Annotated in this window: 22 protein-coding genes; 12 read left to right on the top strand and 10 right to left on the bottom strand. The window is 43.0% G+C overall.

The features are described from left to right. Positions 1 to 1,199: 1,199 nt before the first annotated feature. Genes CXF72_RS16560 through CXF72_RS16535 form a run of 6 tightly spaced genes read left to right on the top strand, consistent with a single transcriptional unit; the run spans position 1,200 to position 6,187 of the window. Positions 1,200 to 1,934: a DUF3450 domain-containing protein gene (locus CXF72_RS16560; RefSeq protein ID WP_101040706.1), complete on the top strand. Its 735-nt coding sequence runs from the start codon at positions 1,200 to 1,202 to the stop codon at positions 1,932 to 1,934. Further along, entirely contained in the window at positions 1,934 to 3,358 is a 1,425-nt protein-coding gene (locus tag CXF72_RS16555) for a MotA/TolQ/ExbB proton channel family protein (RefSeq protein ID WP_101040704.1), read from the top strand. Before CXF72_RS16560 ends, CXF72_RS16555 begins: the two co-directional genes overlap by 1 nt. Next, entirely contained in the window at positions 3,342 to 3,890 is a 549-nt protein-coding gene (locus CXF72_RS16550) for a MotA/TolQ/ExbB proton channel family protein (RefSeq protein ID WP_101040702.1), read from the top strand. Before CXF72_RS16555 ends, CXF72_RS16550 begins: the two co-directional genes overlap by 17 nt. Next, on the top strand, positions 3,887 to 4,291 hold the full coding sequence (locus CXF72_RS16545) for an ExbD/TolR family protein (protein WP_101040700.1): 405 nt from the start codon (positions 3,887 to 3,889) through the stop codon (positions 4,289 to 4,291). Before CXF72_RS16550 ends, CXF72_RS16545 begins: the two co-directional genes overlap by 4 nt. Continuing rightward, a complete protein-coding gene (locus CXF72_RS16540; protein ID WP_101040698.1) occupies positions 4,291 to 4,935 on the top strand; it encodes an energy transducer TonB in 645 nt (214 codons plus the stop codon). The genes CXF72_RS16545 and CXF72_RS16540 overlap by 1 nt, the downstream gene beginning before the upstream one ends. Before the next feature lie 28 nt (positions 4,936 to 4,963). Then, positions 4,964 to 6,187, top strand: a complete 1,224-nt coding sequence (locus CXF72_RS16535) for a tetratricopeptide repeat protein (protein ID WP_157823280.1) — start codon at positions 4,964 to 4,966, stop codon at positions 6,185 to 6,187. Positions 6,188 to 7,425: 1,238 nt separating this feature from the next. On the opposite strand, the gene CXF72_RS16530 is transcribed toward CXF72_RS16535, so the two are convergent. The 6 genes from CXF72_RS16530 to CXF72_RS16505 all read right to left on the bottom strand — a co-directional run bounded on the left by CXF72_RS16530 (position 7,426) and on the right by CXF72_RS16505 (position 14,088). Further along, the gene (locus tag CXF72_RS16530; protein WP_101040694.1) at positions 7,426 to 9,546 is read right to left on the bottom strand and encodes a TonB-dependent receptor family protein; all 2,121 of its coding nucleotides are present in this window, start codon (positions 9,544 to 9,546) and stop codon (positions 7,426 to 7,428) included. A 40-nt stretch (positions 9,547 to 9,586) separates the two neighbouring features. Beyond that, positions 9,587 to 10,360, bottom strand: a complete 774-nt coding sequence (locus CXF72_RS16525) for an HpcH/HpaI aldolase family protein (protein WP_101040693.1) — start codon at positions 10,358 to 10,360, stop codon at positions 9,587 to 9,589. 80 nt (positions 10,361 to 10,440) lie between these two features. Continuing rightward, positions 10,441 to 11,205 carry a Fe(3+) dicitrate ABC transporter ATP-binding protein FecE gene (gene fecE / locus CXF72_RS16520; RefSeq protein WP_101040691.1) on the bottom strand — a complete coding sequence of 255 codons (765 nt, stop codon included), beginning with the start codon at positions 11,203 to 11,205 and terminating at the stop codon, positions 10,441 to 10,443. Position 11,206: 1 nt separating this feature from the next. Continuing rightward, on the bottom strand, positions 11,207 to 12,181 hold the full coding sequence (locus tag CXF72_RS16515; RefSeq protein WP_101040689.1) for a FecCD family ABC transporter permease: 975 nt from the start codon (positions 12,179 to 12,181) through the stop codon (positions 11,207 to 11,209). Further along, positions 12,182 to 13,192, bottom strand: a complete 1,011-nt coding sequence (locus tag CXF72_RS16510; protein ID WP_101040687.1) for a FecCD family ABC transporter permease — start codon at positions 13,190 to 13,192, stop codon at positions 12,182 to 12,184. Continuing rightward, positions 13,189 to 14,088 (bottom strand): Fe(3+) dicitrate ABC transporter substrate-binding protein, encoded by a 900-nt coding sequence (locus tag CXF72_RS16505; protein WP_101040685.1) that lies wholly within the window; start codon positions 14,086 to 14,088, stop codon positions 13,189 to 13,191. Before CXF72_RS16505 ends, CXF72_RS16510 begins: the two co-directional genes overlap by 4 nt. Positions 14,089 to 14,388: 300 nt before the next feature. Between CXF72_RS16505 and CXF72_RS16500 the strand changes: the two genes are divergently transcribed. The 5 genes from CXF72_RS16500 to CXF72_RS16480 are packed head-to-tail and all read left to right on the top strand — an operon-like array spanning position 14,389 to position 21,505. Beyond that, positions 14,389 to 15,576: an ATP-grasp domain-containing protein gene (locus CXF72_RS16500; protein WP_101040683.1), complete on the top strand. Its 1,188-nt coding sequence runs from the start codon at positions 14,389 to 14,391 to the stop codon at positions 15,574 to 15,576. After that, a complete protein-coding gene (locus tag CXF72_RS16495; RefSeq protein ID WP_101040681.1) occupies positions 15,576 to 17,357 on the top strand; it encodes an IucA/IucC family protein in 1,782 nt (593 codons plus the stop codon). The genes CXF72_RS16500 and CXF72_RS16495 overlap by 1 nt, the downstream gene beginning before the upstream one ends. Next, a complete protein-coding gene (locus CXF72_RS16490; RefSeq protein ID WP_101040679.1) occupies positions 17,348 to 18,505 on the top strand; it encodes an MFS transporter in 1,158 nt (385 codons plus the stop codon). Before CXF72_RS16495 ends, CXF72_RS16490 begins: the two co-directional genes overlap by 10 nt. Then, a complete protein-coding gene (locus tag CXF72_RS16485) occupies positions 18,480 to 20,300 on the top strand; it encodes an IucA/IucC family protein (protein WP_101040677.1) in 1,821 nt (606 codons plus the stop codon). Before CXF72_RS16490 ends, CXF72_RS16485 begins: the two co-directional genes overlap by 26 nt. Further along, positions 20,297 to 21,505 carry a type III PLP-dependent enzyme gene (locus tag CXF72_RS16480; protein ID WP_101040675.1) on the top strand — a complete coding sequence of 403 codons (1,209 nt, stop codon included), beginning with the start codon at positions 20,297 to 20,299 and terminating at the stop codon, positions 21,503 to 21,505. Before CXF72_RS16485 ends, CXF72_RS16480 begins: the two co-directional genes overlap by 4 nt. Before the next feature lie 242 nt (positions 21,506 to 21,747). On the opposite strand, the gene dxs is transcribed toward CXF72_RS16480, so the two are convergent. The 3 genes from dxs to xseB form a co-directional block, all read right to left on the bottom strand. Next, entirely contained in the window at positions 21,748 to 23,613 is a 1,866-nt protein-coding gene (gene dxs / locus CXF72_RS16475) for a 1-deoxy-D-xylulose-5-phosphate synthase (protein WP_101040673.1), read from the bottom strand. Positions 23,614 to 23,693: 80 nt separating this feature from the next. Next, positions 23,694 to 24,584, bottom strand: a complete 891-nt coding sequence (gene ispA / locus CXF72_RS16470; protein ID WP_101040671.1) for a (2E,6E)-farnesyl diphosphate synthase — start codon at positions 24,582 to 24,584, stop codon at positions 23,694 to 23,696. A gap of 94 nt (positions 24,585 to 24,678) precedes the next feature. Beyond that, positions 24,679 to 24,915, bottom strand: coding sequence for an exodeoxyribonuclease VII small subunit (gene xseB, locus CXF72_RS16465; protein WP_101040669.1), 237 nt, complete (start codon positions 24,913 to 24,915; stop codon positions 24,679 to 24,681). Between the two features lie 575 nt (positions 24,916 to 25,490). Here xseB and CXF72_RS16460 point away from each other — a divergent pair. After that, complete coding sequence (locus CXF72_RS16460) at positions 25,491 to 26,342, top strand: PA4780 family RIO1-like protein kinase (protein WP_101040667.1); 852 nt, start codon at positions 25,491 to 25,493, stop codon at positions 26,340 to 26,342. A gap of 225 nt (positions 26,343 to 26,567) precedes the next feature. Here the strand turns inward: CXF72_RS16460 and CXF72_RS16455 are convergent, their stop codons facing one another. Continuing rightward, entirely contained in the window at positions 26,568 to 26,768 is a 201-nt protein-coding gene (locus CXF72_RS16455) for a YaeP family protein (RefSeq protein WP_101040666.1), read from the bottom strand. Positions 26,769 to 26,826 lie beyond the last annotated feature (58 nt).

Here is a 26,826-nt window from a genome sequence, read left to right as displayed (position 1 = left end):
TAAATCTGTGGTATTCATTGACTCACCCACCGCTATGCGTTTAATAAAAAGATATTTTTAGACAAAGAAAAGTCTGGGAAGCAATTCGTCTAGCGATCAATGGAGTGGGGATGCTAAAATAATTTGTTAATGAAAATGGTAGAACTAGTTCAACTTTTACTCGCTTATTACAAGATATTCCGGTCAGTCATAAACCTTATTTTCCTTCTTATAATGTAGACAAATCACGTTATTATCTTAACCAATTGAAAGTACCTAAGCAATTGACTCTGCTGATCATGGGGGGCCGAGTGAAAATACTGAGGAAGTTGTTAATGCCTTGACTAAGCTTATGTTGCTGGTGGGTATCCAATTAAAGACCACGACTGTTTTTAATATCGAAGATTGGAAAAAATGCAGTTTAATGATGATTTTACATTGTCGCCTTGGCGATCCAATCTGATTGATAGTGAAAATATCTATCAAGATTTTTTGTAGGCAGTTGTTTAGCTGATTTTATAGAATTTTTTTTTAAAAGCTAAGCCGGCCGGCTCCATTGACTCCAGAGAAAAAGTGTTTGAGCAGGCACCGCAGGAAAATAAAATTATCCCGTTGTTTTTTGAAAATTAGATATGGGCCTCAGATAACAAGTATAATTTAGATGACATTTTTTCTGCCAATGGAATTCCTTATTGGGAGCTGTTAAAAAGAAAAATGGCGCCTTAGTTAAATATGTAATACTAATCCGCATAAGTAAATGGTCTAAAATTACGCAGGAAAAAGTAATGATAGCAAGACGTTTGATTGAGCAATAGCTGGCTATTGGGATTGAAAACAACGGCGCTAGCGTTAATTTTAACAAGTCAGATAGGTCAGATATTTATGCGGATTGGTATAACACCCCAAACCGCTCAATAGTATGATTTGTTCGATCCTGCAACTTCAGTCGTAGCGATGAGATTCCGCGCTTTAAAGCCGACAAATTTCCTCTGTCGAATGTAACTCGAACTGCGAAACTGCGTTTCGGTTTATGATCATCCCCGCTCAGAAAAACGACTTTAAATCTTTTTTTATACCGTTGTTACTTGGATTGTTAACTTAAGAATAAAAGGAATTTGTAAACTAACTTTACCTTTGAATGATAACTGTTATCATATGGCTCTTCTTTTTCAATCTAACTTTGGATAATAATTGGCGTGGTTTTCTTAAACAAAAGCTTAATGTTTTTAGCCCTGATAAGTTGTAGCAGTTACAGCTGGGCAACCAGTGTGAGGCAACTACAAAAGCACAGTCTCTCGGACCAGTCTCAGAATATACAGGCTCAACTTAAGATTAATGGCATTGATGATCAAAATTCAGCATTAATTGTACAAGTAAAGGCATTAAATGCTGAAGCGCAAAGTCTGGAATTATACAGCCAATACCTTGAGCGTTTATTAACGGATCAGAATAAAGAAAAAGCCTCTTTAACAACTCAAATTAAAAGCGTTCAGGATACTCGTCAGGGTTTAGTTCCTTTGATGGTGCGCATGTTAGACAACCTTGAACAGTTTATTGAGCTCGATTCGCCATTTCTGGCACAGGAAAGACAAACTCGCCTTACTCAGCTGAAAACAATGATGACTAAAGCGGATGTCAGTGAAGCTGAAAAGTTCCGTCGTTTATTAGAGTCTTATCATATTGAAGCGGAATACGGCAGCAAAATGGGGGAATATCAAGGGCCTTTGAATGTTAATGGCGTTGAACGCACGGTCAATTATTTCTATCTCGGACGGATTGTTTTTGTCGCTGTTTCACTCGATGGGAAAAATGTTTGGGCATGGGATAGGGCAAGCAATGAATGGGTCGTAATTGATGATGCCTATGCATCTGATATTGAAAAAGCAATACGTATTGCTAAAAAAACCGATATTCCTGCGCTGTTAAGGCTGCCTTTATTAAGTGAGGCTAAGTAATGAAATTATTGATGAATCTAAGCTGCGCGTTATTGACTTTATGCGCTTTAACTGCGCCTGCGCAAGCAAATAAGTTGGATGATTTACTGCAAAAAGTCAACGCAGAGCAGCAGCAAAATAGAGCCAAAAATGTGTTGCGTAAAGACGATTTTATGGGCGACTTAACGCATTGGCAGGACAAACTGAAGTCTGCCCAGGCACGATTAAATTTAGCCAAAACTCAGGTAAGCGAAAAAGGTTCATTTTTTGAGGGCAACGAGAAAATCCTCACTACACTTGACGCAGAGTTAGATCTTGCCAAAGGTAATCTCGGTGAACTGTTTGGCGTGGTGCGTCAAATTTCGGGAGAGTTTGCAGGCTCGATTAAAGGTTCGGTTACCTCAGCGCAATACCCGCAGCGAGATGATTTTATCGACAGCTTAGCAGAGCGAAAAGCCTTGCCTTCAATATCTGAGCTGGAGCGGTTATGGTTTGTTATGCAGCAGGAAATGACGGCATCAAGCAAGGTCGCTACATTTAACACTAAAGTATTAAACACTGCAGGTGTTGCGTCGGAAAAAGAGGTTACCCGGGTGGGCGCTTTTAACCTTATCGCTGATCAGCAGTATATGGTTATTAATCCAGAGTCTGAATTATTACAACCTTTGTCACGTCCTGTGCCGAGTAATGTGCAGCGTACTTTAGATAATTGGCTCGATGATAGTGCACAAGTTAAGCCTTTTTATTTTGATCCTGCCAAAGGTGACTTGTTAACCGTTTTGTCACATACACCAACGTGGACCGAGCGTATCAAGCAGGGGGGCAGCATAGGCTATTTGATTATTGGTATTCTGCTCTTTGGCCTGCTGATTGCGGCGGTTCGTTTTATAACCTTGGGCAAAGAATCAATAAAAATACAAAAACAACTCAAACAGCTTGAAGCTAATCCGAATAATGCATTGGGCAGGCTTTTTGCTATCTATCAAAGTAATAGAAATCAAACCACGCAAGTGCTGGAATTGAAACTCGAAGAGGCGATATTAAGAGAAGTCCCCCGGCTCGAACGCGGTTCAAGCGTATTGAAGATATTAGCGGCTATTGCACCTATGATGGGGCTGTTAGGCACAGTCACCGGCATGATCGGGACGTTTCAATCAATTACCTTATTTGGTACCGGGGATCCTAAGTTGATGGCGGGCGGTATTTCAATGGCCTTGATTACGACCGTGATGGGCCTGGTTGCAGCATTACCCTTATTGCTTATTCACAGCTTATTGCATAGCAGAGCAGGTAGCCTGATAAATATTATCGAGTTGCAGAGTGCTGGTTTGATTGCGCAGCAGGCTGAAGCTGAAGCTTACCAACAAATGCAGGGCACGGGTAAAGATCCAGCTGCAGCTACAAGACAAGTCAATAAATTGGAAACGCATGATCGGGTTATTTGAACAACTGCATCTCGTTGAGCTTTTTATTGATAGCGGTGGCCCGGTGCTCTGGTGGATCGCTGTTTTGTTAATGGTGCTTTGGGCATTGATAATTGAACGCCTTTATTATCTTTTGGTTTTATTTCCCGGCTATCGCAAAAGCGTCACCGCAGCGTGGATCAATAGAGAGGATAAGCAGTCCTGGTGTGCGTTACAAATTCGCCAGACTTGGCTTGCGCAGGCAGAGATGAAATTAAAACAGAATATGGCTTTTTTAAATGCCTTAATTAAAATGTTTCCGTTACTCGGTTTATTGGGCACCGTGAGTGGCATGGTGCAGGTGTTTGATGTGGTTGCCGTGTACGGTACGGGAAATCCTCGCTTACTGGCATCGGGGATCTCATTGGCAACTATTCCCACTATGGCTGGACTGGTTTGTGCTTTATCGGGTTTGTTTATTTATTCGCGCCTGGAAAGCAGACGTAAAGTATTACTGTTGAATCTGGCTTTAGAACTGGCTAACGATAATAACTGTAAAGAGAATATTCGATGAGAAGAAGACGTATTAGAGCAGAAGATGATACTCAAATTGATATGACACCTCTAATAGATGTGGTCTTTATCATGCTGATTTTCTTTATAGTAACAACCTCATTTGTGCGTGAATCCGGGGTGGAAGTGAACCGTCCTAAAGCCGCTACGGCAACGGAGCAAAGCAAAGCGGGTATTTTTGTTGCAATCAAAGCCAATGGTGAAATTTATATCGACAGAAAACAAGTCGATGTACAACGCGTTCGTGCGGGGTTAGAGCGTTTACTGGCAGATCAGGGTGATGTCGGGTTAGTCATTCAAGCAGATCAAGATACGCGCCACGGGGTGGTCGTTAAAGTCATGGACGCCGCTCGAGATGCGGGTATTAGCCAAATAGCCGTTGCTGCTAAGAAGCAAGAATAATGCGCTTTTTGCTTGCTTGTTTAGGCGCGCCCGTTATTAGCTTCGGGTTGTTACTTTTTATGGCTGGTTTGATTAATAAAGAAGTCAGTGAGCATAAACACAATGAAGAGACGCCTTATTTTGATCTGGTCATGATCAATCAAGATGAATCTGTTACCCGTAAAATTCGCCGCAAACCAGAGCCGCCAAAACCCGTGCAGGATACAACTGCGGTGCCAACGGAAACACTTAAGACATCTATACCTAATCCGAATGTCAATGCGTCGTTGGACTTACCTAATGTTGATTTATCCCGTAGTGTCACGGCCATGGCGATTTATCTTCCAGGCATAAAGACGCCGGCTGTGCCTGCTATTGCGCAATCTGGCGACATGACGGCCATTCCTCTGTATCGTGCTGAGCCACGTTATCCTAGAAAGGCATTACGTTTAAGGAAGCAAGGTTACGTGCTTTTATCTTTTGATATTAATGAAGCGGGGCGGGTGAATAATATCGAAGTCTTAGAGGCTGCGCCAAAACACCTCTTTGAAAAGGCGGCCAGGCAGGCCCTGAAAAAATGGAAATATAAACCTATGCTGATTGATGGAAAGCCAATAACACAAACGGGGCAAAAAATACGTCTTGATTTTAAGATGGACGCTTAACAATGAACGGTAAACGATGAATTATTTTATGAAAATAGGCACGTACAACAAAGGGATAATGCTGTGCGCATTTTTGCTAATGAGCCTTTTATTGACCAGCACTGCTTGGGCTCTAACGCAGCCGAGCTTAAGTATTAAGGTGGGCAAACAAGTGACCCTTGCCTTTGCACTTTATGAAAAAGGCGAATTACCTCAGGCGTTGAATAAACTCGTTGATATTAAAACCAAATCGTCTTTTGACAAAGCTTATGTGAATCGTTTCATGGGTAACCTTTATTGGGAACTGGGAAATGAAAAAAAGGCATTAGCGACACTTAACATTGCGCTATCTGAAAATGCACTGGGACAAACAGAGCAAAGGGCAAGTCAGCGTATGCTTGCTGATCTTTATCTTAATCAAAAACAAACGTCTCAGGCGATTGCTTTGTATAAGGAGTTAATTGGTTACGCTGAAAGTGAGTCTCTCTATGAGCATTTAGCGATGGCTTACTACCAGCAAAAATCCTGGCGGCCTTTAATCGTGGCCAGTAATAAAGCGATTGCCTTAGCGACTGCGTTTAATAAAAATGTGCACATATTAAAGCTCAGCGCTGATTATGAGCTGCAAAATTACCAAAGTGCGAATAAAACCCTGGCTAAATTGACAGGGCTCTATCCTGAAGAGAAGCGCTGGTGGATGCAGCTGGCGTCTACTTATCGCCTGCTCAAAGAGGATAAAAAAGCGCTCGCCACTTACGAATTAGCCTACTTAAATGGTTTTGTTGTGAGCAGTGACGAAATTCAGTATTTAGCAAATTTCAGGGCTGTTTTAGGATCCCCTTATGAGGCGGGTTTATTATTAGAATCTGCTGTTAATGATGGTCTGATAGCTAAACATGCGCGGGTTTACCAACAGCTTGCGACTTTTTGGCAGGCAGCCAGAGAGCGCGATAAAGCGCAGCAGTATTGGGGGGAAAGTGCATCATTAAGCGGTAATCCAGAGCATAGATTAATACAGGCACAATTGCTGCATCTATTAGGCCGTTATAAAGAGATGATAAGCGTGCTTGATAAAATAAAATCAGAGAGTCCCGAGATTGAGGGCAAGATTGCATTAGCCAAAGTTCAAGCGTTATTTGAGTTGGAAAACTATGCCGCAGCGACACAGATTGCGCGTTTAGCCTTGACTTATCCAAGTGCCAAAAAGCGTGCTGCCAATTGGTTAAAAATATTAGATAACCAGTTAAAAGAAAGCCAAAGAATTGCGGTCTAGTATTGATAGCGCTGCCCAGTAACGCCTAGTTCGACAATAGCTCTACATAGCCTAAAGATTGCTGCATACCTGAATTTGGTATAAGAATATTACCGCTCAACATTGTCACAGCTGAATATTGTCATCTTCGAGGTGTTCATATCTCATCTCTCGATGAGATATGGTTTATTCGACAGAAAACTATCTTTAATTTGCTGAGACTTTAGCTGGAATACAGCCGGAATGACGTAGTCTCGTGTTTTTCCTTAAGCCGGGCTCTGGTTACTGAGTGTCGCCCAGTTCTGCTATCAATAAAAACTATCGGCAGCTTTATGCCCTCCTAAACACCTTGCCCGCATTTTCTCTTTAAAAGCAGCGTCAAATACACCTCGGTTTGGGCTATTAATAGATTCACATCAGTTTGTGAATCTATTAAACCACGCCACATATCCTTTCCTTATTGCCTACAAGACTCAGCCATCCTTCTGCATGAGTAATCTAACCATTGCAAAGCAAGTTGATATTTGTGCTGCTCGACTTGTACCGAAAAATCATCGCTACTTTTATAAACTAATAACCCTTTGATAATATGTAAAAATGTAAATTGGCTTAGTTTTATGGGTAATGAAGTAAACTTTTCTCTGGGCATCTCTAGGGGATTATCTGTACTTAGTGGCACAGCGGATTTTATGGATTTAACCTGTTTATTGTAAATTTGATATTTAAAAAAAAGTTTAGGGATGATTTTTTAAATAGGGCCAACGAACCTAAGTTCGCATCATTTTTTTATAGTTCAAGTCTTTGATTTTAAATAAACTTCACCATAAAAATGAGTGCTATCGGACCTAAGTTTGTATTATACCAATCCGCATAAGTAAATGGTCTAAAATTGCGCAGGAAAAAGTAATGATAGCAAGACGTTTGATTGAGCAATAGCTGGCTATTGGGATTGAAAACAACGACGCTAGCATTAATTTTAACAAGTAAGATAGGTCAGATATTTATGCGGATTGGTATTATAGGCGTCTTTACTCTGTGTAGCCCGCAGCGCCTCGGTGCCCTCTGTGGTAGTACTTTTAAATAACACTTCATCATAAAAATGAATAGGCTTATTTAAGTCCGAAAGCACTAGGGCGTTGCAGGGGGCTTTATTGTCTAAAATGAACAGAAGGTTGTACAGAGAGTATGAAAGATCAAACAAACTGACAAAAATATTTGTCAGTTTGTTTGATGCTTAACTTCATTTAACTTAACCGATGTTAGAAGTCATAACCTAAATCAAGTGTGAATGAACGACCTGGTGCGGCAACACGTCCGGCTGGAGAAACATCTAACCCTCTAAAATAATATTCATTATCCAGCAGATTGTTGACGCCCAAAGCCACGGTTAACGATTGTGTCTCTTTATTATATAACTCAGTTGATACGGTAAAGTTAACCACAGTATAAGCCGGTAACTGACCCACAGTACCCGTTGAATTTTCTTCCGTGGTATTGCCTAAGTCAGAAAATGATTTACTGTAATAATAAGCCATCAGACCGAGATCAACACCTCTGTAGTCATAAAGTGCACTAGCAGATATTTGATGCTTTGAAGCATTAGGTAATTCATTACCGGAAAATTCGCCATCAAGTTGTTCAGTATCCAAGTAGTTATAAGCACCACGCAGGGTTAACTCCGGAATAGCCTGTGGCGAAAATTGACCTTCAACTTCAACACCTTGACTGCGCGTTTCACCAATATTTACAAACTCACTCTGATCACTGTCATACTGTATTTTGTTTTTAAAGTCGATCCGGTACAGGGCTATATTTAAGTTAGTGTTTTGCGTGGGAGTGAAACGCACGCCGGTTTCATAGTTCCATGAAATCTCAGAGTCTAATTTTTGCTCTTCAGGCCATAATTGACTGATTTGCGGCGTTCTTAATGATTTTTGTGCATTCGCATAGCTGAACCATCGATCCGAGAATTCATAGCCTAAGGTTAGACCCGGTAATATCTCTCGAACATTATTGTTTTGCTCATAACCACCACCAAGATTAGTGAACGTCATGCGCACATCTTCGTAACGTAATCCCGGAGTCACCGTTAAACTGTCATTGAAAAATCCAAGCTTATTACTGGCGTAATAAGCCATGGCATTGGTACCCATATGCCAGTTACGTATTGAAGCGGTTTCACCTGAATTATTGTCTGTTTGCTTGAGTTGGTAGCTAATATCTTCATTCACGTAGCGCACACCGACTATCCAATCTTGGCTTACGGGACCATCAATATACAGCGTTGCTCTCGGCTCTATCCCATACACTGTAAATTCACGCGGAGAGGAGCGCAGATCTGTTGCATCCTGTCTCGTATCCGCCCAACTAGCGCTCACATCACCATCAGTATCTTCGCTTGCATCGTAATAATCCCAGGCGAAATTACGCTTACTTTGGTTAACAAATGAAATTATGTCAAATTCTGCATAATCAGCAATGCCAATGTCACCTAACAGATGGTTATATTTCATGGATACACGTGTGGTATCGGCGGCAAACTCATCATTAGGCCGTAATGATTGGGTGCTATCTTCTTTATAAGCCTCGGTATTTAATGCACCAGGAAGCTCTGTCTCGGCATCATAATACTGCACTGTGGTTTCTAAGGATTGATTATCATTAATCTTCCAGTCGGTTTGTACCATCCAGTTCTGCACGTCTGTATCGGAATGATCCCGAAAAGATTCACCGCTTAAAAAATTCGCACTGAAACGAACCGCAACGTTTTTGTTAACCCGGCCCCCTGTACTTAAGTAAGTATCGTAAAGGGTATTATCACCAAAAAAGGTCATGCGCTCATTTAAGCTGGTTTTCCATTGCTCTGGAATAGGTTTTGACACCAGATTGATAACACCGCCCACGTTGTTGGGTCCGTATTGTACGGCGGCGCCGCCACGTACAACATCAATACGGTCGATCATTTCCAGCGAGGCTGGGAATAATGATTGTCCGGTATGGCCGTAGGGTGCCAGAGTCATCGGAATGCCATCGAGTAAAAACTGCGAATATCCGCTACGGCTGCCATCTAAACCACGAACCGAGACGTTGGGTAAGACACCCGTGCCCGTTTCATCGCTGATTTTAATGCCGGGAATTTGCTGCAAAGCGGTATCAATAGAGCGTGCAGAGGTCTTTTTTAGCACTTCTGAGGTCATGATGCTGCGGTTACCTTCGTAAGTTCGAATCTCTGCAACCTCGGAATTGCCAAGCACACTGGCGGTGACAACCATCTTCTCAATTTGCTCAGGTTCAGCCGCTTGTGCGTAGTTAGAGATTAATCCGGTTACCACAGCGAGTGACAGCGCTTTTCTTTTGAACCGAGGGGAATTAGTGTTCATTGTTGAATTTTCCTTTTTTCATCGTTGATTTTCCGTTTTATCAAGGGTTAGTTCTTTTAAGTTCGAGCAGGTGGTTCTTTAATGCTTTGAACAGCAGTCCACGATCTTCACCGGCTAAGAATGCGTGAATACCTCTTTCTCGCCACGTTGAAAGTTGCTCAGGTAAGCGCGGAATAGCGCAGAAAGTGATCTTTGTCTGCAGGCATAATTCAGCCATATTCAAAATGCTTTGCTGCACTTCCGGATGGTTAAAATTGACCCCGTGGCCGATCGCTAAACTCAAATCTAAAGCGCCTTCAAGAATCATGTCAACACCGGGCAATTGCAGGATTTCGGGGAGAGCATTGATCCCTTCAAGATTTTCAATCATCAAGGTCAGCATAATTTCCTGATTGGCTTTACTGATGTATTCAGACAAGGCGAGGGTCCCAAATCCGGTGTTTTTTCCGCCGCTGATGCCGCGATTGCCCAGAGGGGGATAGTGGCTGGCGGCAACGGCTATTTGTGCTTCCTGCAAACTACTGACCCGTGATACAACAATGCCTTGTGCTCCCGCATCTAAGGCGCGGCCGATAGCGACGGGGCAGGCAGTGGGGACTCTGACAAAAACGCACAAGTTGACGCTTTCAGCAGCCCTAATCGCGTGTTCAAGTGTTTCCGGCGAAAGCAATAAGTGCTCAGTATCGAGAATGACAAAATCATATCCCGCATAAGCAAACATTTCGGTTATCACCGCTGAAGGCACAGAATTTAAAATGCCAAAAACTTCTTCATGTTTGGCTAACTTTGCTTTAATCGGATTATTTTTAATCATCACTTGCTTCTACAATAAATCAGTAAGCGTAATGATAATCATTATCAAGCGCATTGCAAGTTGTTTATTGGTTATGTTGATTATAAAGGGATACACATAGGTTTATTGGCAACGGGGTCGTTAATGATAACGGCGTTTAATGCAAAGACTTGTTTTAGCAGAGTACTATTAAATATTTTATGGGGTGCATCCTGGGCAATTAATTGTCCCTCTTTCATAACAATCAAGTGATCACAATAACGGCAGGCTTGATTAAGGTCATGTAATACCACCACTAATGTTTTGCCGTTTTTATTCATTTTCTGCATCATTTCCATGAGCTCTATTTGATGGGTTAAATCAAGGTAAGTGGTTGGTTCATCGAGCAGTATATATTGCGTATCCTGTGCTAAAACCATTGCAATCCAAGCACGTTGGCGTTGACCGCCGGAAAGCGAGTCTATCGGCCGATCGGCTAAATCCGTTAGACCGGTTTCAACGAGTGCCATTTGCACTTTTTGCAGATCCTCAACGCTTAATCCTCCCCATTGGGAAAGGTAAGGATTACGGCCAAAACTGACCAGTTGCCTGACGCTAAGACCCTCGGGCGTAATTGGTGATTGCGGTAAAATTGATAAGCACCTTGCTCTGTTTTTATGGCTTAGCTTAGTTAAATCCTGGCCGGCTAATCTGACCTTACCTGTGGCGATTTTTAAGCTGCCGGAAATGGCTTTTAAAAGAGTCGATTTACCACAACCATTGGGGCCAATTAAGGCCGTTATCTTACCTTCAGGAATGCTGACGTTTAAATCCCTGAGCACCGTTTTGCCTGAGTAGGCGACGCTTAAATTTTCAATACTTAACACATTAGTAACCTTTATATCTATGTAACAAAAACAGAAAATAGGGCGCACCTATGATGGCCGTAAGCACACCCGCGGGAAGCTCTAGGGGCGGAGCCAGATTGCGCGCCAGTGTGTCAGCGCTAAGCACTAATAAAGCCCCGACCAACGCCGCGACAGGCAAGACTAATTTATGCCGGGAGCCAACCAGTAAACGCGCTAAATGCGGGGCTAATAAGCCCACAAAACCTATGGTGCCGCATACGGCTACACTGACGCTGGCGAGTGCCACCGCGCTCAATAAGGCCGCAATTTGCAGACCTTTTGTATCAACCCCTAAGGCATCGGCGGTGTCTTCGCCCAGGGCAAATAAATCTAAAGACCAGGCGAGATAAAATGAGAAGGGCACTAAGACTATTAACCAGGGCAGCAGTGGCCATACATAATCCCAATTCCGGCCCCATAAGCTGCCGGTTAGCCAAATCATGGCGCTGTTTACTTCCACAGGATGTAATATTAAGAGAAAATTAATGCAGCTGGATAAAAAAGCGCTAATGGCAATACCCACTAAAGCAAGACGAGCAGGGCTGGGATTATGCCAGCGATTGAGTAACCATATGACTAGTGCTGCGCTAAAGCCGCCGAGTAACGCAATAGGCGGTAACCAGACATTATCAATATTCGGCCAAATCAATAGCATAGTACAGGCAGCTAAGCCCGCGCCACCACTGATCCCCATCAAGTCAGGTGATGCCAGAGGATTACGAATGATGCCTTGGGTTAATACCCCGGAGATGGCCAGTCCCATACCGACCAGTATGGCAATTAATATTCGCGGCAGGCGGTAATAATTGACGATAAAATCCTGATCGCCACCGTGAATTAAGGTTTGTAATACGGTTTTTATGGGGAGTGATTCAGCGCCCATTGCCAGGCTGAGACAGGCTAAAAGAAACAGCAGTAAAAAACCGCTAAGCAGTAATTGTGTATAGCGGGTCATTTATAACTTTCCTTTTAGTACTAAGAAGATAAAAAAAGGTGTGCCGATCAGCGCCGTAATGATGCCAACGGGGGTTTCTGCTGGCGGTATAATAGAGCGGGAAAGTAAATCTGCCCAACAAACTAAGGCCGCGCCTAATAAACCACTGGCCGGTAACAGCACTAAATGGTTATTGTTAAACAGGGCTCTTGCAAGGTGTGGCGCGATTAAACCAACAAAGACAATGGGGCCTGCCAGGGTCACTGAAATAGAGGTTAATAACAAAACCGCCAGACAGACTCGGACCCTAAGCCAGGTGATATTAATGCCTAAACTATTGGCTGTTTGTTCGCCAAGCGCATTTAAATTAAGCCCTCGACTGGTCGAAAATGCCAATAATAAGGCGATTAAACTGAGTGGCCAAAGTTGTGACCAGCTGTGCCAATCAATCTCGCTAAGCGAGCCGGATAACCAATGCAAAATACTGTAAGCCGTATCATCGGCAATAATGAGCGCCGCACGTGTCAGTGAGCTAAGCAGGCCATTAACGGCAATACCCGCCAGAATAAGCCGCAGTGCATTGCTATCACTGCGTAATCCGCCACCCAGTGAAAAGACTAATACCCCCCCTAATAACGCCCCCAAAAATGTCGCCAATTCACTCGGTAATGCACTAAAAAAAGCAAAACCAATGCTATTTAATGCCATTAAGCAGGCTGCACCGGAATTAATGGCAAAGAGTGTCGGAGAGGCGAGAGGATTGCGGGTTAAGCCCTGCATTAATAGTCCTGCAACACCGAGATTAAAACCAATCAAGCAGGCCACTAAGCTGCGCGGGAGACGCAGCAATAAAATGACTTGCTGCTTAATATCCTGGCTGTCAGGCGCAATCAGAATCTGCCACAGGTCATTTGCTTGTAATAAAAATTCTGATTGACCGTACAAGGAAATAATAAATCCCAACATTAGCGTGCTGAGCAATAATGCGGGTGTTAAGGTTTTACTGTGCCCTGCTGAGGATAAAATTTTCATTTTTTTAAGTGGCTAGCCAGCTCTTGGGCTATCTGCTCAGCGGCTAACATACCACTGGTTAATGACCAGACACTGGCCGAAACGTGAATTAACTGCTTAGATTTAGCCATCGATAACATTTTCCACAGTGGACTTTTTTGCCATTTATCAAGCACGGTATTTTCTGTGTATTGACCGACCAATAACCAGTCGGGATTGGTTTTTAATAGTTGTTCAAAACTGGTTTGCAGATAAGGTTCATTGATATTTTTTGTCATTGGGCTGTTTAACCCTAATTCTTTAATCACACTGCCGGCATAAGAGCTGGGACTGTGTAACCACATCCCTTTATCCGTGACTATGGCAAACTGATAGGTGTCGCTATTGTTAAGCTGATTTTTTAAATCAAGCATCCGTTTTTGATGTTTTTTTAAGCGCATTTTAAATTGTGCACTTTTATCAACCGCGCTGGAAATTTTTTGCATCACGGCCAGATTTTCCCGGTAAGTAATACCTCGGCTTTGCAGCATCAAAGTCGGGGCAATAAGGGATAAGTCCTGATAGATAGAGTGATGGCGACCACTGTCGGCGATAATAAGATCCGGTTTAAGCGCGGCAATCGCCTCTAGACTCGGCTGGTAACGCGAACCGACGGATTGCCAATCACCAATAAGATCCCGCACACTTTTGATAATACGATTTTTATCACCATCATCGGCGATGCCCACCGGGGAAACACCTGCAACTGCGAGCGCATCAACAAAAGAAAAAGCGAGAGTGACAATGCGTGTCGGTGTTTTATCTAAGGTTAAGGTGCCTGCATCATGCTCGATAGTTGCTGCATGAGTGTGTTGGCTGAGGAAACTGAGCGGAAGGAGCAGTAAAGCGGCAAGCAGTAAGGGTGATCGTAGCGACATTGAGAGTACCAAATAATTCAAACGGTAATGATACACGTTATCATCTGTGATGTCGTTAGATATTTTTATGATGTCATCATGCTGATTATTGTGCGTTGGGAGAAAGTAAAAATGACCATTGACTTAAATGATATTGATAACTATTATCAATTGCGTTTGATGATCTAGCCGCGACGAAAATGATGATTAATCGCCAATAAGCTTGTCTGGAAATGTTATCAAGCGTTAGTGAAATAGATATTCCAATGAATATTGATAAGACTTATATCCCATTACACTTCTCAGCAAAAGGAATCACCGATGAAACCACAAATGGTTATCATTACCCATGTAGAAAATAGCGCAGTTTGCGCAGGTTTTATTCCCGCGTCCTTAAAACTCGGTTTTGAGGTGATTTTAATAACGGATCACAGCTTAGATCATAAGCGCTTTTTTTCCAGCGTTGCCAACGGGCCAAAACAGATCATTGCGTGTGATGTTTTTAATCCACTGTCGATTATCGACCTGTTAAATACCCATGGGATTAAAGCGCAAGTCATTTTCTCCAACAGTGATCATCTGCAATCTTCCTGCGCCTTGGTGGCAAGTTATTTCGGCTGCCCCGGGAAAAACTGGCAAACCTGTTATCAGGCGAAAAATAAAGCCCAAATGCGCGTCAGGCTGGAAGCGTTAAAAATACCGTCTATTTGGTCGGCTACCTGTTTAGCCTCGTCATCTTTGCCTGAAAATATTAACTACCCGGTCATTGCAAAACCCAGAGAAGGGGTGGCAAGTATGGATGTGGCTTTATGCAAAACAGCAGAAGAGTTACAAGGTTACCAAAAGAGGGTGACCAAAAAGCACCTGCCCATTTTACTTGAGTCTTATCTTGACGGGCCACTTTTTACCCTGGAGACATTCTCTGATGGTCAGACAATGATTGCGGTTGGCGGCTTTGATGTGATGCTTTCACCCTTGCCATATTTTGTTGAGACAGGTGCAATCTGGAATGGCCCGAACAGTATTTTATACCGACAGCAGGCACTACAGCAGGTGCGCGAATTTGGAATCAACTTTGGTGTTTGCCACAGTGAGTTTATTGTGACGGCTACAGGGCCAGTGCTCGTGGAAATAAACTACCGCAGTATCGGCGACGGGCGTGAATTTTTACTTAATGAGTTGCTGCCCTTTAAGTGGTTTGAAAAAATCATCATGCTGCATGCCGGTGAGTCCTTGGCAAAACTCGATACTGAGTCAAAATCAGCACTAATTCAATACTTCCCCAATGCATTAAATGGTTTTTTAGCTGAGTGTCATGAAGGTTTTGATACGCAGCATGGGGGGACTAAAATATCTTATAAAGCGCTAAAAAGACCAGGACAACACTTAACCGTTAGCCATTCTAATAAAGATTATTTAGGCATGCTAACGGCGATTGGAGAAACGCAAATAAGCATAGAAAAGGCAGCAAAGGAAGTGGCTAAGCAACTATCATGGGAGATTAACTAATGGCAGATGATAACCACTATATTAGCCAGCGTATTATTAATGCTTGCTTAAGAGAAGATGTTTGCCAATTAGTCTCACGGGGGCAAGTTGTTACCGAGGCACAATTACAGACCGAGCGTCACTGGCCTGAGCCTTCACCAAAATTTTGGTTGAAGGTCAGCCATTTAGGCAGCGATGTATTGTATATTCCGATAGCTGAAAGCCATTATATGCAAAGCTGGCAAGCGACTTCGGCTTTCTGGTTAAAGCAAACCAGCCAGGGGCTTATTTACCAGGGCGGTTTTAAGTGCTGGTTAGATACGATAGCAGAAGATTTACCGGCTCAAGCAAGGTTACTTTTTAGTGAGTATATAAAAGAAGCGCAGTGCGCCGTTGAGCATAGAAAACTCTGCAGGCAAGCGTATCAGAATAGAATCAGCGCGCTGAACAAGCCCTTGAGTGCAATGCCTGATTGGCATCAAAAACTGCTCTTTTCGGATCAAGTCGCTGCGTATTTAGATCATCCTTATTACCCTACTGCTCGCGCTAAATTTGGATTTGATGCCGCTGCATTGATGGCTTATGCCCCTGAATTCTCTACCTCTTTTGAGCTAAATTGGGTGGCGGTTGCCAATCAAAAAGTAACCTTAACATCAGATCAGCCGGGCTGCTGGCCGACTTTTCCAGAGGTCGGTTTAGCGCTGCAGTTAAGCGCCAGTCACCAATTGTTTCCTGTCCATCCTTTGACGTTTAAAACCTTAAAGCCAATGGATGACAGTGTTTTATTGGCGCCTAAATCGGCATTAAAGGTGCTGCCGACGCTTTCTGTGCGCACCGTGGTCGTTGAAAAAATGCCGGATATTCATATCAAGGTGCCGCTTATTATGGCGACCTTAGGCGCGAAAAATATGCGTTTGATAAAAGCCAGTACTTTATACGATGGACACTGGTTTGAAAAAGTATTAACCCAGTTAGCGCAGCAGGACCCTAAGTTACAAGGTTTATATTTACATTGTAATGAGCAGCATGGCGGGCATTTTGGTGAGCTTAAGCAACTGGCTTATATTGTCCGTCAGTATCCCGGCAGCATGTTTAATCAGACCTTGGTACCAGTGGCTGCACTCGCCAGTGAAATGCCCGATCAACGTCTGTATCTGGCGCACCTGATTGATAACTTTTACCAGGGTAATGTGCAAGTCTGGTTAGATGAGTATTTAACGCTTTTATTAAGCGTCCACCTGCGTTTATGGCTTAAGTATGGAATAGCCTTAGAGTCCAATCAGCAAAATGCCGTGCTCGCATTTACTCCTGACAAGGGATTAACTTTGGTCATGAAAGATAACGATTCTGCGCGTATATTAGCGCCGCGATTTGTCGAAAATTCGGCCAACCCTAAGGCGGCACATGCGCAGATTGAGCAGTTAATTGATCCGCGAATTGTGGTTGAAAACGAGCAATCTATCGCTGAGATGTTTACCACTATCACCTTACAGTTAGGCATAGCCGCTATTTTTGAGGCGATGGCAAGTTATCACTTAATGCCGCTACAGGATTTATACGGGCAGTTAAGAAAAATGCTTGTAAGGCAGTTAGATCTACTGGAAGCGGAAGGCATCAGCACCCAATATGCGCGAGATTTTCTGCTTGAAGCTCGCTATCAACCGGCAAAATACCTCCTCAGTTCAGGCAGTTTATTGAGTAAGTCTGTCTCGGGTGCCAGCGATATTAATAAATTCTATGGACAAACTGCGCCAAACTTTTTACACCGGAATTTTTTAATAAAGAGCGTGTCATGCCAGTAGTTTATATTGTTTTATTTTGTCACTTCCTAACCGCTTTTACTGCACTGGGCATGCCGCTATTTATGCCGCGTATGATCACTAGTCTGATCGATAGCGACCCGCAATACCTGATTGGTGTGATGTTTGTTGTACCGCCTCTTTGTGCCGCAGTGACTGCGCCCTGGTGGGGGCGTTTTGCAGATAAATACGGCAAGAAAAAATCATTATTAAGAGCGCAATGCGGATTAACCGCGGGTTTTTTACTGTCCGGGTTTGCAGATAACTTATGGATTTTTTGTCTCGGGCTGGTGGTGCAGGGGATAAGTGGTGGAACACTTGCCGCTTCCAATGCCTACTTAAGCTCTAAATATCAGGGCAAGTCCTTAGCCAAAAGCCTCAACCTTACCCAGTTTTCCGCGCGTTCTGCTTTGGTCACCGGTCCTGTTTTATTAGGTTTATTTACTGAAATAGCGCAACCCTTGCACATCTATCGTTACCTGGCGTTATTACCCTTTTGTGCCTTGATAGTAAGCTTGTTTTTGCAAAGCGATGTGCTTAGCGTGAAAAAATCTACTGGCTTAAAAAAGAGCAAAGCGACTACGGGGCAGTTTACCCAGCTATTATCTTTACAGTTCCTATTTTGTTTTGCGATGGTAGTCACTTTTCCTTATTTTCTGCCTTACGTACAATCCCTGGGAGAAAGCAGCGATACGGTGGTCGGTTTTTATTACAGCTTGCCGCATCTGGTCTACTTATTGCTCGCTTTTATGATCGGAAAATTAACCCTAAGCGCCAGAGTGCAGAGTCTGCTTGGTTTCTTTATTTTAAGCCTTTCTTGTGCGGGACAGTTCACTTTACACAGTATCGACGGGCTGGTTTTTTATCGCCTTTTATTCGGTCTTGGGATGCTGCTTTGTTACAGCGGTTTACATTTGCTGCTCAGTCAGCGCTTACAACAGGATCAAGCCGGTCTGTCCTTCGGCCGCTTTGATGCGTGGGGAAAATGGGCCGGTGTTTGTGCCGGTCTGGTGGCGAGTTTTATCTGTCAGTATTTTTCCTTGCATTGGCCCTTCCTCCTCGCGAGTATTGCTTGTGTGGCCGCCATTTTTATTTTAGTTGCTCAGACTAAGGAGCCCTTTGACCATGTCAATCCAATTGTTAAAACCTGATACCGCTACCTCAGAAAAATACCGTCATGAAGCGCAGCAAGGTTTAGCGGAAGGCAATGCCATTAACTGTCTGCTTAACTGTTATATACGCGAATATGCCTTAGCTAAGGGAGAAGTTGAATTAGATGATAATCAAGCGGATGCACCCGCTACTTTTAATCTGCAGGTGGTTGATGATTATCGCCGGATTCGCCTGACTTTCCCGGAATCGTCGGCTTCGATAGTGATAAAAGCGGATCAGGTTAGTTTGCTCGGGCGTGTGAGGCTTATTAATCAGCCCTATTTAAAAAGACAAGGCTTGGCCTGGCACCCGATTGACGCGTCAGGCTTAGCCGAGTTTATCCTGCAGCATTTAGCGCTGGTGATGGGCGATGAAATCAATCTGGAGTTATTAAAGCAGATTCAAAACAGTATCAATATTACCCGCTTATTTATTAAACGCATCAGCAATCAGGTTGAAGAGCACGCTTATTCGAGTTTAATTAAGTCGGAGCAAAGTTTGCTATGGGGGCATGCGCTGCATCCTGCGCCTAAAAGTCGTGATGGTGTCAGTTTTGATCAGTTGCTCGCTTGTTCACCAGAAGTACAGGCTAAGTTTCCTTTGTATTGGTTTAAAGTTGCGCCGCAGCTACTCAAGCAGATGCATTGTACTGAGTCGCCGCCGCTTGATCTGATCAACAAAATAAATCCGATGGAAGCCTTGCTTTACCCTTGTCATCCCTGGGAAGTATCGACTATTTTAAAGCAACCTCTTGTCCATAAAGCGCTGCAGTTAGGCTTAATCACAGAGGTCGGGTATCTAGGCTCAGATACCTATCCGACATCTTCGGTGAGGACGCTGTTTGTAGCGCAAACCAATAGCTTTATGAAATTTTCTATCCATGTGCGATTGACCAACTGTGTACGCAAAAACGCCTGGTATGAACTGCAAAGCGCGGTGCTGCTGACGCGTTTAATCAGTCAATGTGCCGCCCATGCCGTTATCCATTGCCCTAAATTTTCGGTAATGTCTGAGCCCGCTGCGACGACCCTTGATTTATCTTCTATCGCCGCGGGTGGGGAGCGCAATAATATACAGGAAGTGATTGAATGTTTTGGTATTTTATATCGCGATGGCATAGCGGAACACCTGCAGAAAAAATATCAGCCACAGATGGCGGGGGCGCTTTTTGCCTGGAATAAAAATGGCGATAGTCTGTGCGTTAAAAACTTACAGTCCCTGGCAACGGCCCGTGGAGAGTCTTATTCTCAATTTTCCGGGTTGTGGTTTGATGCTTATTTGGATGCCCTGTTGCCGGGGATTTTCCATTATTTCTTTAATTTAGGGATAGCCTTTGAACCGCATCTGCAAAATACAGTGGTGGGGTTCGAAAATGGCTTGCCCGCTCATATCTGGCTGCGGGATTTAGAGGGGACTAAATTAATGCAGTCTCATTGGCCTGCTGAGCAGCTCAGCGAGTTATCAGCGAAAGCAAAAAACTCGGTGTATTACAGTCGTGAGCAGGGCTGGAATCGCATTGCTTACTGCACCTTGATTAACAATGTCAGTGAAGCTATTTTTCATATTTGTGCGGGTCAAGCCGTCTTAGAAGTTAAATTATGGCGCGCCCTGGCAGATGCTATCGAGCAGTGGCAAGTAAAAGAGTCTGAGCAGCCTGAATTACAAGCTGTATTAAAGGGCGAGGCGATTCCGAGTAAAAACAATCTAATGACGCGTTTATTAAAACAAGCGGACAGTCTTTCAAGTTATAGCGCGCTAAAAAATCCGCTTGCACAGCTTCTGGAGAAATCATGAATTTTAGGATCAAAACAGCTATTCACGCCCTAAAAGGTGCAGCGCAAAAAAACACCCCTTTATGCGCTTATATTTACGATTTACCCGCACTCGCAGAGCATGCAAAGGGCATGGTCGAAGCTCTGCCCAAAAATTGTGAGCTTTATTATGCCGCTAAAGCGAATCCTGAAGCGCAGGTATTGGCAACCTTAGCGCCTATCGTTGATGGATTTGAAGCGGCCTCGGGTGGTGAGCTCGCTTGGTTGAATGCGTGCGAGCCCGATGTGCCATTAATCTTTGGTGGACCGGGAAAATTAGTCACTGAGCTTGAGCAGGCTGTCAACCTGGGCGTACAAGCCATACACGTCGAAAGCTTGACCGAACTGCATCGTATTGAGCAGATTTGTTTATCCAGCGGTAAAATATGCACTGTCATGCTGCGCATGAATATTTCCCTGCAAGGCCTGCCAAGCACCAAGCTAACTATGGGAGGAAAGCCCACCCCCTTTGGTTTTGATGAAAGTGAATTAACGCAGCTCTTAGAGGCAGTCAAGCAATCTAAGTATCTAGTGCTGCAGGGCTTTCATTTCCATTTGATGTCTCATCAGTTAGACCGTGCTGCGCATTTAGCATTAATGGCGCTGTATTTTAAAACCTTTAAGCATTGGTGTGAATTATACCAGTTAGATGTGCCCTTATTGAATGTCGGCGGCGGCATTGGGATTGACTATGCCCGGCCCGAACAGCTGTTTGATTGGCAGGCATTTTGTGCCGATTTAAATGAATTAATTAAAGATTTCAAGTTAACTGAAACCACTATTCGTTTTGAATGTGGCCGTTATGTCTCCGCAAATTGTGGTTATTATGTGATGCAGGTGCTTGATATCAAAAAAAATCATGGCCAGTATTTTGCAATCGGACACGGTGGCACACATCATTTTAGAACCCCGGCGGCACAAAATCATGATCATCCCTTTTTTGTTTGTGCGGGGGAAGCTGAGCAATCACAATACAGTGATTTTGCCTATCCTGAAATTATCCGGCAAGCTGTCACTTTAGTCGGGCAGTTGTGTACCCCCAAGGATGTGTTAGCGAGTCAGCAATATGTCGAATCATTGGCTATTGGTGATTATTTGGTTTTCAGTCAGGCGGGAGCTTATGCGTGGAACATCTCACATCAAAACTTCTTGATGCATGCGCCACCGGTAATACACTTCATCGATTAAGCTTATCGGCTTTGAGTAATGTCTCATAAAGCTTTGCTACTGAGCATCATCTTATAAATTTAAAAGGATCATTTGATCCTTTTTTACTCAAAGACAGACCTGAATTTTAACCTTAAAGGCTCAGCATTGTTAAGATAAATTGACTCTAACAGAGTCTCAGTTGCAGGTTATTATTATTCTCACGGCCAAACTGGCAAGGCAGGAGGGCTCATATTAACCTGCAGGATTATTCTCCTTGTCGTTTATTTGATATTATAGTAGCTGACGATTTGCTTCTCTATGCCAGCACTATCGAGCTCAAGCAGTGTATATATTTCCTGTTGCGTTCCCTGTTCAATAAACCTGTCGGGTATACCTAGATTTAAAACGGGGGTATTTATTTTCTGACTCATATAGTATTCATTGACTGCAGAGCCTGCACCACCGGCAATACTATTTTCTTCGAGGGTGACAAAGTGTTTGTGGGTGCCCGCGAGATTATTAAGCAGCTCCTTATCGAGGGGTTTAACAAAACGCATATCAACCAGAGTTGCATTCAGTTTTTCTGCGACGGGATAGGCTTCATTTAAAAAGGTTCCAAAACATAAGATGGCAAGATCTTTTCCTTCTTTTACCACCTTAGCTTTACCAATAGTTAACCTGCTCATCTGTTTGTCTATCTCGACCCCGGTTCCGGTGCCGCGTGGATATCTGACCGCAGCAGGCTGATTGAGCAGATGACCGGTATAAAGCATATTCCGACACTCTTGCTCATCGGACGGCGTCATCACAATCAGATTAGGAATGCAGCGTAAAAAGGTTAAATCAAAAACACCCTGATGCGTTGGACCGTCTGCACCCACAATACCGGCTCTGTCTATGGCAAATAACACCCCTAGATTTTGAATAGCAACGTCATGGATAAGTTGGTCATAGGCGCGTTGTAAAAAAGTTGAGTAAATAGCAACAACAGGGTTTAATCCGGCAATCGCCATGCCGGCAGACAATGTGACAGCATGCTGCTCTGCAATAGCCACATCGTAATACTTGTCAGGATGCCGTTTTGAAAAGCTCACCATACCCGAGCCTTCACGCATTGCCGGGGTAATTGCCGTCAGTTTATCATCCTGATCGGCCATATCATTTAACCAATCTCCAAATATCTGTGAAAAAGTAGCAGAGCTGGGTGGCGATTTTGGAAGATCTTGATCCGGTGTGAATTTTGGCACCGCGTGGTATTTAATAGGATCAAGCTCAGCCTGTTTATACCCTTTACCTTTTTTAGTCATCACATGTAAAAATTGCGGACCGCTATGGGCGCGCATATTACGTAACGTGTCCACTAAATCGAGGACGTTATGGCCGTCCATCGGTCCTATGTAGTTAAAACCAAACTCTTCGAATATGGTCGCAGGTGAGATCATCCCTTTAAGGTGCTCTTCTGTTCTTTTGGCCAGCTCTTTAACGGGAGGGATGTTAGAAAGTACTTTTTTACTGCCTTCTCGAAGCTGAGTATAAATATCACCGGAGAGTATTTTTGCTAAATGGTTATTTAAAGCGCCGACATTTTCAGAAATTGACATTTCGTTATCATTTAACACTACCAGCATATCATTGTGCAATGAACCTGCGTGATTTAAGGCTTCAAATGCCATTCCTGCGGTAATGGCGCCGTCACCAATAACGGCGACTACTTTGCGGCCTTGTTGTTCTTTTTCGGCAGCAATTGACATGCCTAAAGCGGCCCCAATTGATGTAGAGGAGTGACCAACGCTTAACACATCATATTCACTTTCTTCACGCCATGGAAAGGGGTGTAACCCTTTAAGGGTGCGGATACTGCCCATTTTATCGCGCCGACCTGTTAAAATTTTATGCGGGTATGCTTGATGGCCAACATCGAAAATAAGGTTATCAAAAGGCGTGCGGTAAACATAATGCAGCGCAACCGTTAATTCAACAACACCCAAACCGGACGCTAAATGACCGCTGGTTTGACTGACAGTATTTAGAAGAAATGAACGTAATTCATCACAAAAAGCCGGTAATTGCTCTTTTTTTAATAACCGCAAATCCTCTGGATAATTAATGTTGGTAAGCAATGGGTAATTTTTTAAATCCAATGGCATAAGCTTCAGTCGTTTATAGAGAAAATAATAAAAAATTACTCAATGTTTTTCTTGGTAATTTTAATGAATGTAGATATTGTCTATCTATCGCGCGCGATGATGTATTGTGCAAATTTTGATAGCAATTCTGTATTATAAGGTAATTGTGATAAAGCCAGTTGTGCCTTCTGGCAAAGTGCTTGTGCTTTATTTTGTGCTTCTTCTAAACCTAATAGTGCCGGGTAGGTTGATTTATGAAGAGCAAGATCAGAACCCTGCGGTTTCCCCAGAGTTTGTGTATCACCGATAATGTCTAAAATATCATCCTGTACCTGAAATGCCAAACCGATTGCGTCCGCAAAAGTATTTAATAGCTGAAAATGATCTGCGTGTAAATTACTTTTGCTGATCGCTGCCAATTGAATAGCCGCTTTTATCAAAGCCCCTGTTTTTGCTCGGTGTATTTTTTCTAGGCTTGCTAAATTAACCGATTGATTTTCAGCAGCTAAGTCTAACGCTTGTCCGGCGCACATACCATGATCACCTGCCGCTTTAGCTAAAAAATTTACCATTTTTAGTTGTACTTGTGCTGTTATTGCCTTGTTTGGCATTGATATTATATCAAAGGCTAAGGTTTGTAATGCATCACCCGCAAGAATCGCCGTTGCTTCATCAAATTTTTTATGGCAAGTCATCTGCCCGCGCCGCAGATCATCATCATCCATCGCCGGAAGATCGTCATGAATCAATGAGTAAGCATGAATACATTCAATCGCCGCCGCCAGCGGATCTAAGGACTGCAATGAACAGCCCAACATATCACCAACGGCGTAAACCAAGAATGGTCGAACGCGTTTGCCGCCTAATAAAGCCCCGTACACCATAGCTTCATTCAATAAAGGGGAGATAGGGTGGGTGATATTTATATATTGATTTAATTTTTTATCAACACGTTGCTGATATTGATTCAGAGTTTCTGCAAGTTGTGTCATAGGGTTTTATAGTTGTGTGAATTGAAAGTTAATAGGATAACAACAGGAAAAAAGTGAATTATTACAAAAATAATGCACTTTTTAACAATATGATTTACTCATTGTTAAATTCTTGAAGTGGTGCCTGAGCGTCTTGCTGCATTAATATGTTAACTTGCTGCTGTGCTTTTTGAAGTTTTTGGTTGTTGCTACGTGCTAATGCAATGCCCCGTTCAAATTGTTTTAAAGCATCTTCTAAAGCTAAATCACCCGCTTCTAAATGATTGACAATATTTTCTAGTTCAGCGATAGCTTCTTCATAATGCATATTTTCGGGTTTTTTTAAGGCCATTTATGTCTCAACAGTGACTATTTTTTTCAAGGTTACCGTGACGTGGCGAGAAGTCAAACGCAAGCCGCTAATTAATTTCAAAACAGTGAAGGTATCGCTGATTTTAACTGCAGGGTACTGCTATCGATGTTACACTTATCTGCTCGTAGACAGGACCTTAATGATAATGGCGAAATTTTTGGTTCATTTTTTTAGTCAATATGTGCGGGTATAAGTATAATGACAGCCAGTTTACATTGCTTGCAAAAAGTTGCTTAGTCTGTAAATGATAAAATCCGCAGTGCCGGCTTATTAAACGGCTGCGCAGCGTAAAATGGAAAGTGGTGGATTTTTGTTGAATTTCAAGCAATCAATGTAAGCAAAAAGCGTAACATTAAAAGGCTAGGGAAAGTTATTAATAGTCTGTCAATAATAACCAGGGACAACCCGCATAATAGAGAGGTCTACTCTTTGATCTGGACGTTAGTTTTCAATACGGCCTATAACAGGCACCGGTCTCCAACAAACAAACGACATCAAGCTAAATGCTATCATACTGAAATCAATTATTAACAATAAGAGAATGTAAAAAAAATATGAAAACACCTAAAAGAATACAACCTCTTGTTGACGATGGTTTAGTTGATAAGGTATTACGCCAATTAATGAGTGGTAAAGAAGCAACCGTTTTTGTGGTGCAATGTGGTGAGCATGTGCGTTGCGCTAAAGTGTACAAGGAGGCAAGTAAACGCAGTTTCAAACAAGCCGTTTTATACAACGAAGGGCGCAAGGTTCGCAATGGTCGTCGCGCCCGTGCAATGGAAAAAGGATCGAAATTTGGACGCGGGGAACAGGAAAAAGTCTGGCAGAATGCTGAAGTAGAGGCTTTATACAAATTATCCGATGCAGGCGTACGCGTACCGCAACCCTACGGCTGTTTTGAAGGCGTTCTATTAATGGATTTGATCACTGACGAAGAGGGGTTTGCCGCGCCACGTCTTAATGATGTCAGCATGCCGGAAGAGCAGGCATTAGATGATCATTTGGAAATTATGAATTCTGTTGTCCGCATGTTGAACATTGGCATTATTCACGGTGATTTATCAGAATTTAATGTGTTAGTTGATGAGTGGGGACCTGTGATCATCGATTTACCTCAAGCCGTTGACGCAGCCGGAAATAATAATGCCAAACGAATGTTATTTCGCGATGTCAATAATATGACCACTTATTATGCTCAATTTGCCCCCACGCTCAAAGAAAGCAAGTATGCGGAAGAAATCTGGGCCTTATATGAAGCTGGCGAGTTGAAAAGTGACGTTGTGCTAACGGGTAAGTTTGTAGAAAGTGATGAAATAACCGATGTTGATAATATTCTAAGTGAAATCAGCGCGGCACGTGAGGAGGAAGAAGATCGTATAGCACGTATGCTTGAGGTTGAAGTATAAAACTTCTTACAGAGCCCATTTGATAGCATAGCAGTGACACTTCTAAATGAAAAAAATGGCGATTCCCTCTGATTATCGCCATTTTATTAAATAAATATCTGCTCAAGTGAATATTTCCCAACCCCCAAAAAGTTTTCGAGCTTCGAGTTTCCGAGCTTTCTAGCTTTCTAGCTTTCTAGCTTTCAGCTTTCTAGCTTAAGTTATCTTGCACCTGAATCTGTGTTTTTAATCGTCTTTGTAATCACTGAGTGACAGGTTGGCGGCCGCATAAGCGGCCTCTTCTCTAACATTTTCCGGTAAGTTTTTATTCGCAGCAATTTTATCCAGCGTGTTAATCGCACAAGTAATAGCTTTCGGGACATAAGCGGCATTGCCGCTGCCGATAAGATTGATTAATTTTTTGGTTTTTTCACAGTAGTTATACATATTATGGCGACCTATTCTATAAAATTATCCGTATTATAACCCCAAATAACAGGAAGAT

The sequence above is a fragment of the Psychromonas sp. MB-3u-54 genome (assembly GCF_002836415.1).
Classification (GTDB): domain Bacteria; phylum Pseudomonadota; class Gammaproteobacteria; order Enterobacterales; family Psychromonadaceae; genus Psychromonas.
Note: the sequence above shows the minus strand (reverse complement) of the source record. Positions and strands in the feature narration are given on the sequence as shown.

Bases quoted from the DNA above. Each gene is read 5' to 3' on its own strand.
- CXF72_RS16545 (WP_101040700.1), top strand. From the start codon at position 3,887: ATGAGAAGAAGACGTATTAGAGCAGAAGATGATACTCAAATTGATATG.
- CXF72_RS16535 (WP_157823280.1), top strand. From the start codon at position 4,964: ATGAAAATAGGCACGTACAACAAAGGGATAATGCTGTGCGCATTTTTG.
- CXF72_RS16460 (WP_101040667.1), top strand. From the start codon at position 25,491: ATGAAAACACCTAAAAGAATACAACCTCTTGTTGACGATGGTTTAGTT.
- CXF72_RS16485 (WP_101040677.1), top strand. From the start codon at position 18,480: ATGTCAATCCAATTGTTAAAACCTGATACCGCTACCTCAGAAAAATAC.
- CXF72_RS16500 (WP_101040683.1), top strand. From the start codon at position 14,389: ATGAAACCACAAATGGTTATCATTACCCATGTAGAAAATAGCGCAGTT.
- CXF72_RS16510 (WP_101040687.1), bottom strand. From the start codon at position 13,192: ATGAAAATTTTATCCTCAGCAGGGCACAGTAAAACCTTAACACCCGCA.
- CXF72_RS16490 (WP_101040679.1), top strand. From the start codon at position 17,348: ATGCCAGTAGTTTATATTGTTTTATTTTGTCACTTCCTAACCGCTTTT.
- CXF72_RS16540 (WP_101040698.1), top strand. From the start codon at position 4,291: ATGCGCTTTTTGCTTGCTTGTTTAGGCGCGCCCGTTATTAGCTTCGGG.
- CXF72_RS16550 (WP_101040702.1), top strand. From the start codon at position 3,342: ATGATCGGGTTATTTGAACAACTGCATCTCGTTGAGCTTTTTATTGAT.
- CXF72_RS16515 (WP_101040689.1), bottom strand. From the start codon at position 12,181: ATGACCCGCTATACACAATTACTGCTTAGCGGTTTTTTACTGCTGTTT.
- ispA (WP_101040671.1), bottom strand. From the start codon at position 24,584: ATGACACAACTTGCAGAAACTCTGAATCAATATCAGCAACGTGTTGAT.
- CXF72_RS16480 (WP_101040675.1), top strand. From the start codon at position 20,297: ATGAATTTTAGGATCAAAACAGCTATTCACGCCCTAAAAGGTGCAGCG.
- CXF72_RS16525 (WP_101040693.1), bottom strand. From the start codon at position 10,360: ATGATTAAAAATAATCCGATTAAAGCAAAGTTAGCCAAACATGAAGAA.
- CXF72_RS16530 (WP_101040694.1), bottom strand. From the start codon at position 9,546: ATGAACACTAATTCCCCTCGGTTCAAAAGAAAAGCGCTGTCACTCGCT.
- CXF72_RS16555 (WP_101040704.1), top strand. From the start codon at position 1,934: ATGAAATTATTGATGAATCTAAGCTGCGCGTTATTGACTTTATGCGCT.
- CXF72_RS16560 (WP_101040706.1), top strand. From the start codon at position 1,200: ATGTTTTTAGCCCTGATAAGTTGTAGCAGTTACAGCTGGGCAACCAGT.
- xseB (WP_101040669.1), bottom strand. From the start codon at position 24,915: ATGGCCTTAAAAAAACCCGAAAATATGCATTATGAAGAAGCTATCGCT.
- dxs (WP_101040673.1), bottom strand. From the start codon at position 23,613: ATGCCATTGGATTTAAAAAATTACCCATTGCTTACCAACATTAATTAT.
- CXF72_RS16455 (WP_101040666.1), bottom strand. From the start codon at position 26,768: ATGTATAACTACTGTGAAAAAACCAAAAAATTAATCAATCTTATCGGC.
- CXF72_RS16495 (WP_101040681.1), top strand. From the start codon at position 15,576: ATGGCAGATGATAACCACTATATTAGCCAGCGTATTATTAATGCTTGC.
- CXF72_RS16505 (WP_101040685.1), bottom strand. From the start codon at position 14,088: ATGTCGCTACGATCACCCTTACTGCTTGCCGCTTTACTGCTCCTTCCG.